Origin of the sequence: Phenylobacterium kunshanense (genome assembly GCF_003254525.1) — a bacterium.
GTDB classification, from domain to species: domain Bacteria; phylum Pseudomonadota; class Alphaproteobacteria; order Caulobacterales; family Caulobacteraceae; genus Phenylobacterium; species Phenylobacterium kunshanense.
Map to the genome: position 1 here is coordinate 14,785 of NZ_QFYS01000007.1, position 12,663 is coordinate 27,447.

Here is a 12,663-nt window from a genome sequence, read left to right on the forward strand (position 1 = left end):
TGCGGAGGTCGATGATGCTGAAGGGTGTGGGCGCGGCGCTGGCCGGATTGTTGATGGCGCTTTCGGTCGGTGCGGCGGCGCAGGCCGCGCCCGACCCGGTCGCGCAAGACTACGTCATCAAGGACTTCCGCTTCCGGACCGGCGAGACGCTGCGCGAGCTCAGGATCCGCTATCACACCCTGGGGACGCCCAAGACGGATGCGTCGGGCAGGGTGGGCAACGCCGTCCTGATCCTGCACGGCACGGGTGGGACGGGCCGGCAGTTCACCAACCCTCTGTTCGCCGACGTGCTGTTTGCGCCCGGCGGCCTGCTCGACCCGGCGAAGTACTTCATCGTGATGCCCGACAACCTCGGGCACGGCGGCAGTTCCAAGCCGTCGGACGGCTTGCGGGCGCGGTTCCCGAAGTACGACTACGCCGATATGGTCGCGGCCCAGCATGCGCTCGTGGAAGGGCTGGGGATCGAGAAGCTGCGCCTGATCATGGGCACGTCCATGGGCTGCATGCACGGCTTCATCTGGGCGACCACCTGGCCCCACGCCGCCCGGGCGCTGATGCCGCTGGCCTGCCAGCCCACCGAGATCGCGGGCCGCAATCGCCTCTGGCGGCGAATGGCGATCGACGCTGTCACCTCCGACCCGGCCTACAAAGGAGGCGAGTACACGGACCAGCCAGTCCAGGGGCTCAAGACTGCGGCCGACCTCCTGATCCTGGCCGGCGCGGCGCCCATTCCCATGCAGGCCCAGCTCCCCACCCGCGCCGCTGTGGACGAGTGGCTTGCACGGGAGCTGCCACGCCGGATCGCCGGCATGGACGCGAACGACTTCATCTACCAAGTGGACTCGTCGCGGACCTATGATCCGTCGAAGGACCTCGAAAAGATCACCGCGCCCATGACCTGGGTGAACTCGGCCGACGACTTCATCAACCCGCCCGAGCTCGGCCTCGCCGAGGCGGCGATGAGGCGCCTAAGGACTACCCGCTATGTGCTGATCCCGGCCACGGTGCAGAGCCGCGGCCACGGCACGCACACCCATGCCGCCTTGTGGAAGGATGAGCTGGCGGACCTGCTGAGGCGGACCGAATAGCTCCAAACGAAAAGAGCTCCCCGGGGTGGGGAGCTCTCAATGCGTTCGGCGTCTCTCGAAGCCTCAGAAGCTTCAGGCCTCCTCGGCCTCAGGCGCGCCTTCGCCGGCTTCGAAGCTGCGCGGGGCGCGGCGACGGCGGGGACGGGCGGGCTTCTCCTCGGCCGCCTCGGCGACGGGCGCCGGCGGACGGGTGGGTCGCAGGAAGTCCGGAATGTTGCTGGCGCCGCCCTCGGCATCCCGCAGGACGGGGGCGCGCTCCGCTTGCGCCGGCGCATCGCCCTGCGGCGTCACCACGGCCAGCGGGTCCCGCTCGGGCCTCTCACGCTCGGCGCGATCACGTTCAGGGCGGTCACGGTCGGAGGCCGCGCGTTCTGGACGGTCGCCGCGGTCGCGGTCGAAGCGCTCGCGACGTTCGCCCTCTTCGGCGCGCGGACGATCGTCGCGGCGGGGGCGATCCCGGTCGCGCCAGCGGTCGCGGTCGCGACCCTCCCGGTCACGGTTGTCGCGGTCCCGATTGTCACGGTCCCGACCCCGGTCGCCGTCGCGCGCCTGCCAGTCGCCCCGGTCGCGGTTCTGGTCGCGATCCCGATTGCGGTCGCGGTTCTGGTCGCGATCCCGGTTCTGGTCGCCACCGTCGGCGCGGGCTTCAGGACGGGTCTCCCCGTTCTCGGCCGCCTCGTCGGCGGCTTCGGCCTGGGCCTGCAGATTCTCGTCTTCGAAATCGATGTCGTAGCCCGAGGCGAACTGGTCGCGGCCCAGGATCTCGCTGGCCGGCCGGTTCGGCTGGATGGCGCGAAGCAGGCGGAAGTAGTGCTCGGCGTGCTGCAGGTAGTTCTCGGCAAGGACGCGGTCGCCGGCCGAGGAGGCGTCCCGGGCGAGCTGCTGGTACTTCTCGAACACGTGCTGGGCGTTGCCGCGGACCTTGACGCCGTCGGGGCCGTTGGAATCGAACGCGCGGTTGGCGTTCTGCTGCTGCGGCTTACCGCCGCCGCCGCCGCCCCGATTGCGCCCGCGCTGGCGCTTCATACCCTTGAAATCTCTCATAATTCAGAAACCGTACGGCTGTTCCCTGAGCGCCCTTTGGGCGGCTTCGCCTTCAGCGTGGTCGGGCCCTCGCCCGGTCAGTGTGTCGAAGACGTGTGTGTTCCCCGTCTTCCGCCCGGAAGCTCGTCAGCGAGAGGCCCCTTGGATGAGGAAACGTCGCGCCTGTCGGGTCGGGCGGGCGTCCTTCATGGGGACGCATCTACCTGCAACACCGACGAATTTGGGTGGAGACGTTCCTTGATGTAGCGGGTCAGTCCGCCCTTTCCAAGGCCCTTTTTTCGCCGACCACCACTCGGTCGCGGTCGCCGAGGTCGCGGATGGTCTCCACGAAGACGGCGCCCGCGTCACGAAACAGCGCCTCGACCTGCGTCTTCTGGTCGTAGCCGATCTCCACCGCGAAGCGTCCGCCGGGTTTCAGGACGCGCAGGATCTCGGGCGCCAGCAGGCGGTAGTGGTCCAGCCCATCCGCCCCGCCTTCCAGCGCCAGGCGGGGTTCGTGGTCCCGCACTTCGGGGTCCAGGGTCCCGATCACTTCGCTGGCGATGTAGGGTGGGTTGGAGACCACGAGGTCGAAGCTGCTGGCCTCCAGCCCGGCGCTCCAGTCGGCGCGGAGCAGCGCGACGCGGTTCGCCAGCCCCAGCGAGGCCGCATTGTCCCGCGCCACGGCCAGCGCCTCTTCCGAGATGTCGACCCCGAGGCCGCGGGCCGCCGGTCGTTCAGCCAGGATGGCCAGCAGGATCGCGCCGGAGCCGACGCCCAGGTCCAGCACGGTCCAGGGGGCGTGCTCGGGGAAGTCGCGCAGCACATATTCGACGACGGTCTCGGTGTCGGGCCGCGGCGTCAGCACGTCGGGCGTGACCCGCAGCATGATCTTCCAGAACCCCTTGCGGCCCAGGATGTGGCTCACGGGTTCGCGGCGGGTCCGGCGTGTGACGAACTCCTCGAGTCTCGCTTCCTGCGCAGGCGTCAGCTCCCGGTAGGGATCGGTGACGATGTCCACCCGGGTCGCCTCGGCGGCGGCCTCCACCAGCAGGCGCGCGTCGATCACCGGGCCGGGGACGCCGGCCTCCTCGAGGCGCGCCCGGGCGCCCTTCCAGGCCTGGACCAGGTTCAGGGTCATGCTGCGGTCTCCTGGGGCAGGGTGGCCGCATCGCCGAGGTTCACGCGGCCGGCCGAGGTCACATGAACGTATATGCCGCAGAACATGTGGCCGTAGTTGTCGAACAGCGCCTTGACCACGTCCTGATCCCGCTCCGCCGTGGTGGGATTCACGTGCGTCGCGGCGCACCGGACGATCGGTTTGAAGACCTTGGCGCGCGCCCAGCCCACCATCAGCTCGCGGCCGGTCCATTCGTTCTCTGCCCAGGCCGGCCAGCCGTCGACATAGACGTTCGCCCGGAAGCGCAGCGGGTCCAGCTCCACGCCCATGCGCGCCGAGAGGTCCCGGACGCTGGCGAGGTTCACGATCGAGACCTGGCCCAAGGGGTGATCGGTGAAGCGGTAAGCCGATCCGCCGTCCACCACCTTGAGGGCTCCATGCGCGTCATCGCCCAGGATCGGCGTCAGCCAGGCCGCGAAGCCGTCACGTCCGGCGGGGTCGGCCAGATCGCCGGAGAAAGCCGGCGCGCCGGGGGCCTCGGCCGTCAGTACGCCCGTGGCGTCGTCCAGGCGGGTGCGCACGGCCGCGACTTTCGGGATCGACATCAGCACCGTGAACTTCTGCTTGGGCACGTGGGCCGGCGCCTGCGGATCGAAGCCGGAGGGGCCGTTCTCCACCGCCCACAGGCGATCGAAGGGAAATCCTTCGCCTGGGGCGAGATCCACGTGGGGCAGTTGTTCGGGCGTGAAGCCCTTTATCGGGTGACGAAAGATCGCCGAGACGAGTCCGCTCATGGCCCGCTTCTCGCCGAAAGCCGCACCGGCCTCAAGCGATCCGCCTCCCGGGATCCGGAACGGCCCGGCGGTCAGGGTGTTTCCACGCTGAGGGAGGCGCGTCTTGACGACTGTTCGATCCGGTCCGGCAGCCCGGTTGCGGGCAGGCGCGCCTACTGCGCTGCGCCTGGCGCCCTGGGCGCTGGCGGTCGCTGTCGGCGCGGCCTGGTGGCGCGAACGATCACAGCGTACCGCCCCCCAGCCCATCCGCATTCCGCCGCCGCCCGAGACGATTGTCATCCAGGCGCCGACCGCGCCGCCGGGCCTCAGCAAGCCAGAGGTGGCCGAGCCGCATCACTTCGAGGCCAGGGAGCCGGGGCGCGGCCGTTCCGCCGAGCATCCCCGGGAGATTCCCTGGCTGGGCTGGCGCGACATCCTGTGGCGCACCTGGCGCGAGATCGGCGCGGACCGGCTCACGGTGGTCGCCGGCAGCGTGACCTACTACACCCTGCTGGCCATTTTTCCGGCCCTTGGCGCCTTCGTCTCGCTCTACGGCCTGGTGGCGGATGTCCAGGCCGTCGAAGACCAGCTCATCCAGCTCTCCACGATCTTCCCGCCCGAGGCGGTGGGGCTTCTGGGCGAACAGATGATGCGCCTCGCCACCGGCCGCCCGGAGGGGCTGTCGGTCGCCTTTGCGGCTGGTCTCCTGGTCTCGATCTGGAGCGCCAATGCGGGGATGAAGTCGCTCTTCGACGGCCTCAACATCGCCTACGACGAGACCGAGAAGCGCAACTACCTCGTGCGCACCCTCCTGACCTACGGCTTCACCGCGGCCCTGATCGGCTTCCTGGCCCTGGTCAGCGCCATCCTGGTCGCCGCGCCCCTGGCGCTGGAAGCGGCGGGCATGGGCTCCGGGGTCCTCGTGGGTTTGCGCTGGCCGCTCGTCTTCCTCGTCGCCACCGCCGCCTTCACGATCGCCTATCGGTACGGTCCGAGCCGCGCCAGGGCGCGTTGGCGATGGGTGACGGTGGGATCGGCCGTCGCGGCGGCGGCCTGGATGGGCGGCTCGGCGGGCTTCTCCTTCTTCCTGAACAATGTGGCCAGCCTGGACGCCACCTATGGCTCGCTGGGCGCCGTGATCGGCTTCATGCTGTGGATCTGGTTCTCGGTGATGGTCGTGCTGATGGGCGCCGAGCTGAACTCCGAGATCGAACACCAGACGGCGCACGATTCCACCACGGGCCCGCCGCTGCCCATGGGCGAGCGCGGCGCGGCGATGGCCGACAGCGTCGGCCTGCCCTTTGGGGGCGTGCGCAGGGGTCTTCGCCAGCTCTGGGCCGCAGGCCGTCGTCAGGCCGAAAATCTCGTCCGGCAGACCAAGGGCCGCTTCGGACGCTGAGCGCGCGTCAGCCGAGCTCGTCTTCCAGCGCCGCCAGTCGCGCCGCCTGATCCTCTGCGATGAGCGGGCCGATGACGTCGTCCAGCGCCTCGCCCTCCATGATCTTCGGCAGGTTGTAGAGGGTCAGGTTGATGCGGTGGTCGGTGACCCTGCCCTGCGGGAAATTGTACGTACGGATTCGCTCGGACCGGTCGCCCGACCCCACCTGGCTCTTGCGGGCCTCCGACCGGGCGCTGTCGATGGCTTCCCGCTGCATGTCGTACAGCTTGACCTTCAGCGCCTTCATGGCGCGCGCCCGGTTCTGATGTTGCGACTTCTCGGACGAGGTCACCACGATCCCGGTAGGCAGGTGGGTGATGCGGACCGCGGAGTCGGTCTTGTTCACGTGCTGGCCGCCGGCGCCGGACGAGCGGTAGGTGTCGATGCGCAGGTCCTGGTCGCGGATCTCGATCTCCACGTCCTCGGGTTCAGGCAGCACCGCGACGGTGGCGGCCGAGGTGTGGATGCGCCCCTGCGCTTCGGTGGCGGGCACCCGCTGCACCCGGTGCACGCCGCTCTCGAACTTCAGCCGGCCAAACACGCCGTCGCCGGTGACCGAGGCGACGATTTCCTTGTAGCCGCCCATCTCGCCCTCGGAGACGCTGTCGATCTCGACCCGCCAGCCGCGGCTCTGGGCATAGCGCTGGTACATCCGGAACAGGTCTCCGGCGAACAGGGCCGCTTCGTCGCCGCCGGTCCCGGCCCGCACTTCGAGAATGGCGGACGCGTTCTCGTCCTTGTCCTTGGGGGCCAGGAGCAGGGCCACCTGGCGTTCCAGCTCGGGCAGCCTTTCTTTCAGCGTCTCCAGCTCGCCCCTGGCCAGCTCGACCATCTCGGCGTCGCCCGAGGCGGCCATCTCTTCCAACTCGGGCTGCTCGGCGCGCGCGCGTTCCAGCGTCTGGACGGCCTCCGCCACGGGCTTCAGCTCGGCGTGTTCCTTCGACAGTCTGACGATCTCCGCCCCGTCGCTGGCCGCGCCCATCCGCGCCTCGATCTCGCGGAAGCGGTCGAGCACCTGATCGAGCCTGGCCTGGGGAAGTCGCAACGTCGTGGTCCTTGAGGGCGGGGCGTGTCTCTACCCGACCACGCGCCGGACGCCAAATGTGCGCTATCGTCAGCGTCGGGAGGACGCGACAGATGTTCCATGAAGGCAACCGCGCGCTGCAGGACGAGTTCGACAGCCGCGCCCTGGCCGATCGGCTGGTGGAGAAGTTGCGGCGCGACCGGTTCACCGAGGCCGACGCGGGCTTCATCGCCCAGCAGAGCTTCTTCTTCCTCGCGACGGCCGACGCCGAAGGGCGACCGGACTGTTCGTTCAAGGGCGGTCCGCCGGGCTTCGCCCAGGTGGTGGCGCCCGACCTCCTGATATTCCCCGACTATGACGGCAACGGGATGTTCAAGAGCCTTGGGAACATCCTCGCCAATCCGCACGTGGGCTTGCTGTTCATCGCCATGGGAGAAAGGGCGGGGCGTCTGCGGGTCAACGGCCGCGCGGAGGTAGTGCGCGACGACCCGGCGATGGCCGGGATCCCCGGCGCCCAACTGCTCGTGAAGGTGACGCCGATCGACATCTTCCCCAACTGCCCGCGCTACATCCCCCGCATGGCTATCGAGGCGGCGTCGGAATATGCGCCTGCGCCGGGCGTGGAGCCGGTCGAGCCGAAGTGGAAAGCCTACCCCGACTTCGCCGACGTGGTCCCCCCGCGACGAGCCTGAGGCCTACAGGCGCGGGGAACGCCCCATTGAGCCGCGTGTTTGGTCCCGCGGTGACCAGATGGAGATTCTTCCCATGGCGATCGAACGTGTGACCGAGCGCAACGACGGCCTTGTGCATGAGCGGGTTGTCGAGCGAGACGGCGGCGGGACAACCTATGTGGACCGCGGCGGCTCGGGGATCGGCAGTGTGATCATCGGCGTCGCGATCCTGGCGATGGTGGCCATCGTGGCCTTCTTCCTGCTGCAGGCGAACCGCAACGACGCGATTCAGACCCAGGCCGTGACGAGCGCGGCGTCAAGCGTGGCGGATAGCGCCGCCACCGCCGCCGACACCGTCGGCGACGCTGCGACCCAGGCCGCCGACGCGGTGACGAACTAGCGAAACCGGCAAAAAGAAAAGCCTCCGCCGGTAGGCGGAGGCTTCTCCGGATCGATCGTCGATCGGGCCTTAGACCCGCTCGCCCGTCATCGAGGCGTTGCCGAACATGCCGAGCTTCACGTTGCCGCTCAGCTTGTCGCCTTCCACCTTGGCGGTGAACTCGAGCTTCATCGGCATCGGGCTGGTGATGTCGGCGCTCCAGGTCAGGGTGTCGCCGTCGACCTTACCCGACACTTCCTGCGTGCCCATCTGGCCGCTGGTCGTGCCGGTGAAGGTGTCGCCGTTGGTGTTGATGGTGGCGTTCACGGTCTGCGCGCCCATCGGGGTGTTGATCGTGATCTTCCAGTTGCCGTCCGCGGACATATGTCCCTCCCAAGGAATTGGAGCGCCACCTAAGCGTGCTTGCCAGCTCTGCGCAAGAGTGACGCAGGCGTCATTTTTGTGTCCGGCTTGTTACTCGGCAGCTTCGGCCACGCCGGCGGCGCGGGCAGCCGCCAGCTCGGCGGCCTTGGCCTCGACCAGTTCGACGATGTGCTCGACCATCCGGTCGTTGTCCATCTTGTGGTCCGGCTTTCCGGCCAGATAGACCATGCCCGAGCCCTTGCCGCCGCCGGTGAAGCCCACATCGGTCATGAGAGCCTCGCCCGGGCCGTTCACCACGCAGCCGATGATCGACAGGCTCATGGGGGTGGAGATGTGGGCCAGCCGCTGCTCCAGCGCCTCCACGGTCTGGATCACGTTGAACCCCTGCCGCGCGCACGATGGGCAGGCGATGATGTTCACGCCGCGGTGGCGCAGGCCCAGGCTCTTGAGGATGTCGAAGCCGACCTTGATCTCCTCCACCGGATCCGCCGCCAGGCTGACCCGGATGGTGTCGCCGATGCCCGCCCACAGCAGCGAGCCGATACCGATGGCGCTCTTCACCGTTCCGGTGCGCAGGGCCCCCGCCTCGGTCACCCCGAGGTGCAGCGGGCAGTCGATGGCCTCGGCGAGCTGCTGATAGGCGGCGACCGTCATGAAGGCGTCGGACGCCTTCACGCTGATCTTGAACTCGTGGAAGTCGTGGTCCTGCAGGATGCGGGCGTGGTTCAGCGCGCTCTCGACCATGGCGTCGGGGCAGGGCTCGCCGTACTTCTCGAGCAGCTCGCGCTCAAGCGAGCCGGCGTTGACGCCGATTCGCATGGAGCAGCCGTGGTCGCGGGCGGCCTGAACCACCTCGCGCACCCGCGCGGGGCTGCCGATGTTTCCGGGATTGATGCGCAGGCAGGCGGCGCCCGCCTCCGCAGCCTCGATGCCGCGCCGATAGTGGAAGTGGATGTCGGCCACCAGTGGGACCTTGGCGGCCTTGGCGATCTGCGTGAACGCCGCCGTGGAGTCCTCGTCGGGGCAGGAGACCCGCACGATGTCGGCGCCGGCCTCTTCCAGGCGGCGGATCTGGTCGATCGTGGCCGCCGCATCGGCCGTCACGGTATTGGTCATCGACTGGACGGTGATGGGCGCATCGCCCCCGACCTCGACGGCGCCGACGCGGATCTTGCGGCTCTTGCGGCGGTCGATGGCGCGCCAGGGGCGCACGCTGGTGTGGTCGGCGGCTGTCATCGGCACGGAAAATAGGCGGTTTGGCCGCCGAACCCAAGGCAGGTCAGCGCGGGGCTGTGTTGGCGGGGGGCAGGTTGAGAAGCTTCGGGGCCGCCGGCGCCGCTGCGGCGGGCGCGCGGGCCGGCGCGGGGGGGGCGGCCGGCGCATCGCCCAGTTTCGAGGCCAGCACCTGCTGCGACGGCAGGAAGCCCTTGGACTGCCCGCTCACGAACACCTGGAAGTCGTACTGCGACGAGACATCCAGCGTCAGGCCGGCGACCTTCGGCACGCGATAGGCCTCTCCCTTGGCGAGCTGCCGGGCGAAATAGACCGAGCCGTCCGCGCCCCGAACGATCAGGGCGGCCGGCTTCACGGCCTGGATGAGCACGGCCGAATTCAGCCGGGGATTGCCGGCGTCGAAGATCCGCCCGGCCGGAGTGAACACCTGCGGCAGGGTCGCGAGGTCCATCGGAACCACCTCGCCCACGGGCTTGGGACGGTGACCGCCTTCGGGGGCGCCCGGATCGATCGGCTTCAGACCCATGGCCTCCGCCAGTCCCGGGGTCTCGTAGACGGGGGGCGTGGTGGATTCCACCGGGGCCGGGAGCGGGGCGCCCAGCGCCACCGGTCCGGACTTCACCTGAGCCAGCGCCTTCTCGGCCACGTCATGGGCGGCGAGCGGCGGTGGCGGGGCGGCGGCGATCATGGCCCGCTGGGCGACGTTCCACAGCCCGATGGCCGCAATGATGAGCAAGGCGCCGATCAGAAAGGCGGCGATGCGCGGGTCCTTTTCGTCGGGGACCCCGACGGGCGCGCGAAGCGGCTCGTCCAGCACCGGCTCGTCGGTCTTGAAGCGCTCGGTGGCCAGGTCGGGATCGACCCCAAGCGCCGTCGCATAGGCGCGGATGTAGCCGATCGTGAAGGGGCGCGAGGGCAGGGCGTCCAGCCGCATCTCCTCCAGCGCTTCCAGGTACGCGCGGCGCACGCGGGTGGTCTCGGCCAGCTCGACGAGGGTCAGGCCCTTCTCCAGCCGGATGGCCTGCAGCGCCTCGCCGATGGAAGCGTGGGAGTAGAGCGGATCCACGGCCACGTCGGCGGCCGCCTCGACGGTGGAGTCGGTCTCGCCCCCGAGGTCGAGAACGCGTCCGCGACCCCGACCGGCCGGGGCGGCCTTGCTCTTGGAGGGGCGTCTACGTAGCACGGCGGTCAAGGGCGCTCCTTGCGCCGTCATACTCTCTACGGATTCGTGGCGGAGTTCAGACGGCGAGGTAGAGTTTGCGCGCCAGGGTTTCAATCTCGTTCCGCACCGAGCCCGCGCTCGACTTCAGCAGGGCCGAGACCCCGCGTCGAGCCGCCTCGCGGTCGCAGGACAGCACCATCTGCTTCACCGGACCCACCCCGGCGGGCGGCATGGACAGCCGCTCATAGCCCAGGGCCACCAGCGCGAAGGCCTCCAGCGGCCGGCCGGCCATCTCGCCGCACACACTGACCGGCGTGCCGGTCTCGGCGCAGGCCTTCTGGATCGCCTCCATGGCCCTGAGCGCCGGCGGCGACAGGAAGTCGTAGCGGTCCGACACCCGCGGGTTCCCACGGTCGGCGGCGAACAGGTACTGCATCAGGTCGTTGGTGCCGACGCTGACGAAGTCGGTCATCGGCAGCAGGGCGTCCAGGTGCCAGATCACCGACGGCGCCTCGATCATCGCCCCGACGTCCAGCCGCGACGGCGCGGGCCGGCCGCGCCGCTGCGCCCAGGCGATCTCGGTATCCACCAGGGCTCGCGCCTGGCGGAACTCGTCGCAGCTCGCGACCAGCGGGAACATGATCCTGAGCGGGCGGCCCTTCGACGCCGCGATCAACGCGCGGAGCTGAAGGCGGAGCAGGGCCGGACGGTCCAGACCCATGCGCACGGCGCGCCAGCCGAGGGCCGGGTTCTCCTCGCGCTCGGCCTCCATATACGGCAGCGCCTTGTCGCCGCCGAGGTCGAGGGTGCGGAAAGTCACCGGCTTGTCGCCGGCCGCGTCCATCACCCGGCAGTAGAGCGCCGTCTGGGCGTCGCCCCGGGGCATCTCCTCCGAGACCATGAACTGGAATTCGGTGCGGAACAGGCCGATCCCTTCCGCGCCGGTGTCCGCCAGCACCTCCAGGTCCACATCCAGGCCGGCGTTCATCAGCAGCGTGACCTTCACGCCGTCGCGGGTGAAGGCCGGCGTTTCGCGCAGCTTGGCGAACTCGGCCTGCCGCTGCCGGCGCACGTCGATGCGGGCCTGGATCGCCTTCACCACGTCGGGCCGGGGGCGCAGGTAGGCCTCGGCCGTCTCGGCGTCCACGATCACCGGATCGCCTTCCGACACCCGGTCCCGCAGGCCCTGCAGGCGGCCCACGCACGGAATGTCCAGCGCCCGCGCGACGATCGCCGCGTGGCTGGCCGACGAGCCTTCCTCCAGCAGAAGGCCGCGCAGCTTGTGGCGGTCGTATTCCAGCAGGTCGGCCGGTCCGAGGTTCCGCGCGATCAGCACGGCGTTGTCCGGCAGGTCGCGGGCCACGCTGCCGTTGCCGGAAAGGTGCCGCAGGAGCCGGTCGTTCAGGTCCTCGAGGTCGTGCAGCCTTTCGCGCAGGTAGGGGTCGCGCGCCTGGCCCAACCGCGCCCGATGCTCGGACCGCACCCGCTCCACCGCCGCCTCGGCGGTCAGGCCGTTCTTCACCGCGTCCTCGAGACTGCGGTTCCAGCCCCGGTCGTGGGCGAACATGCGGTAGGTCTCGAGCACCTCGTAGCTCGCGTCCATCAGGCCGTGCTGGCCCTCCAGCATGTTGTCGATCTGGCTCTTCAACGCCTCCAGCGCCGCCGCCAGCCGGGCCTCTTCCGCCGCCACGTCGTCCGAAAGCAGCTGCGACGAGGCCACCGGCGGTTCGTGAAGCACCGCCACCCCGTAGGCCAGGCCCTCGGCGAAGCGGCTGCCCTTTAGGCGCTCGGGCCGTCGGGGGGCCAGTTCCACCCCCTCCAACTCGCCCACGCTGACCAACTCGCCCGAGGCCACCATCTCGGCCAGGACCATGGCGACGATCTGCAGGTCCTCGACCTCGTCCTCGGTGTAGGTCCGGGCGGTGCGGTTCTGGACGACCAGCACCCCGATCGCTCGGCCGCCACGCAGCAGCGGCACGCCGAGGAAGGCGTGATAGGGGTCCTCGCCCGTTTCGGGGCGATACGAGAAGGCCGGATGCTCGGGAGCGTCCGCCAGGTTCAGCGGTCGGCCCAGGCGCATGATCTCGCCCACCAGGCCCTCGCCCGGCTTCATCCGCGTCACGTGGACGGCGCTGACGTCCAGGCCCTCGGTGGCGAACAGCTCCATCTCGCCATTGGCCCGGCGGAGGTAGATCGAGCACACCTCCGCCACCATGGACAGCGCGATGATGCGCACGACCATGTCCAGGCGCTGCTGCGCCGGGCCACCCCCGGCGAGCGCCTCACGAATCTGCCGCAGCAGGCTCCGCTGACCACGTATGGCGACCGGCGCGATCATCGATCCCGGCTTCGCTCCTCCCGTTCCTTG

Annotated in this window: 12 protein-coding genes; 4 read left to right on the plus strand and 8 right to left on the minus strand. The window is 69.7% G+C overall.

Translation table 11 applies throughout. The annotated features are described in order from the left end of the window. Positions 1-11: 11 nt before the first annotated feature. Positions 12-1,088: an alpha/beta fold hydrolase gene (locus tag DJ019_RS15080; protein WP_240606503.1), complete on the plus strand. Its 1,077-nt coding sequence runs from the start codon at positions 12-14 to the stop codon at positions 1,086-1,088. A 72-nt stretch (positions 1,089-1,160) separates the two neighbouring features. On the opposite strand, the gene DJ019_RS15085 is transcribed toward DJ019_RS15080, so the two are convergent. From DJ019_RS15085 to DJ019_RS15095, 3 genes are all read right to left on the minus strand, one after another. Next, positions 1,161-2,114 (minus strand): DUF4167 domain-containing protein, encoded by a 954-nt coding sequence (locus DJ019_RS15085; protein WP_420849880.1) that lies wholly within the window; start codon positions 2,112-2,114, stop codon positions 1,161-1,163. Between the two features lie 268 nt (positions 2,115-2,382). Beyond that, complete coding sequence (gene prmC, locus DJ019_RS15090) at positions 2,383-3,252, minus strand: peptide chain release factor N(5)-glutamine methyltransferase (RefSeq protein WP_111276897.1); 870 nt, start codon at positions 3,250-3,252, stop codon at positions 2,383-2,385. Beyond that, complete coding sequence (locus tag DJ019_RS15095; RefSeq protein WP_111276898.1) at positions 3,249-4,025, minus strand: MOSC domain-containing protein; 777 nt, start codon at positions 4,023-4,025, stop codon at positions 3,249-3,251. Before DJ019_RS15095 ends, prmC begins: the two co-directional genes overlap by 4 nt. A 103-nt stretch (positions 4,026-4,128) precedes the next feature. Between DJ019_RS15095 and DJ019_RS15100 the strand changes: the two genes are divergently transcribed. After that, positions 4,129-5,403, plus strand: coding sequence for a YihY/virulence factor BrkB family protein (locus DJ019_RS15100; protein WP_240606504.1), 1,275 nt, complete (start codon positions 4,129-4,131; stop codon positions 5,401-5,403). A 7-nt stretch (positions 5,404-5,410) separates the two neighbouring features. On the opposite strand, the gene prfA is transcribed toward DJ019_RS15100, so the two are convergent. Next, positions 5,411-6,487: a peptide chain release factor 1 gene (gene prfA, locus DJ019_RS15105; RefSeq protein WP_111276899.1), complete on the minus strand. Its 1,077-nt coding sequence runs from the start codon at positions 6,485-6,487 to the stop codon at positions 5,411-5,413. A gap of 92 nt (positions 6,488-6,579) precedes the next feature. On the opposite strand from prfA, the gene DJ019_RS15110 reads away from it, so the two are divergent. Together DJ019_RS15110 and DJ019_RS15115 are read left to right on the plus strand one after the other, a co-directional pair. Then, a complete protein-coding gene (locus DJ019_RS15110; protein ID WP_111276900.1) occupies positions 6,580-7,158 on the plus strand; it encodes a pyridoxamine 5'-phosphate oxidase family protein in 579 nt (192 codons plus the stop codon). Between the two features lie 73 nt (positions 7,159-7,231). Beyond that, complete coding sequence (locus DJ019_RS15115) at positions 7,232-7,537, plus strand: hypothetical protein (RefSeq protein WP_111276901.1); 306 nt, start codon at positions 7,232-7,234, stop codon at positions 7,535-7,537. A 69-nt stretch (positions 7,538-7,606) separates the two neighbouring features. Here the strand turns inward: DJ019_RS15115 and DJ019_RS15120 are convergent, their stop codons facing one another. From DJ019_RS15120 to ptsP, 4 genes are all read right to left on the minus strand, one after another. After that, positions 7,607-7,900 (minus strand): hypothetical protein, encoded by a 294-nt coding sequence (locus tag DJ019_RS15120; RefSeq protein ID WP_111276902.1) that lies wholly within the window; start codon positions 7,898-7,900, stop codon positions 7,607-7,609. Positions 7,901-7,990: 90 nt separating this feature from the next. Next, positions 7,991-9,136, minus strand: coding sequence for a flavodoxin-dependent (E)-4-hydroxy-3-methylbut-2-enyl-diphosphate synthase (gene ispG, locus DJ019_RS15125; RefSeq protein ID WP_111276903.1), 1,146 nt, complete (start codon positions 9,134-9,136; stop codon positions 7,991-7,993). A gap of 43 nt (positions 9,137-9,179) precedes the next feature. Next, a complete protein-coding gene (locus tag DJ019_RS15130; protein ID WP_240606514.1) occupies positions 9,180-10,316 on the minus strand; it encodes a helix-turn-helix domain-containing protein in 1,137 nt (378 codons plus the stop codon). A 55-nt stretch (positions 10,317-10,371) separates the two neighbouring features. Further along, on the minus strand, positions 10,372-12,633 hold the full coding sequence (ptsP, locus tag DJ019_RS15135) for a phosphoenolpyruvate--protein phosphotransferase (protein ID WP_111276905.1): 2,262 nt from the start codon (positions 12,631-12,633) through the stop codon (positions 10,372-10,374). Between the last annotated feature and the right edge of the window lie 30 nt (positions 12,634-12,663).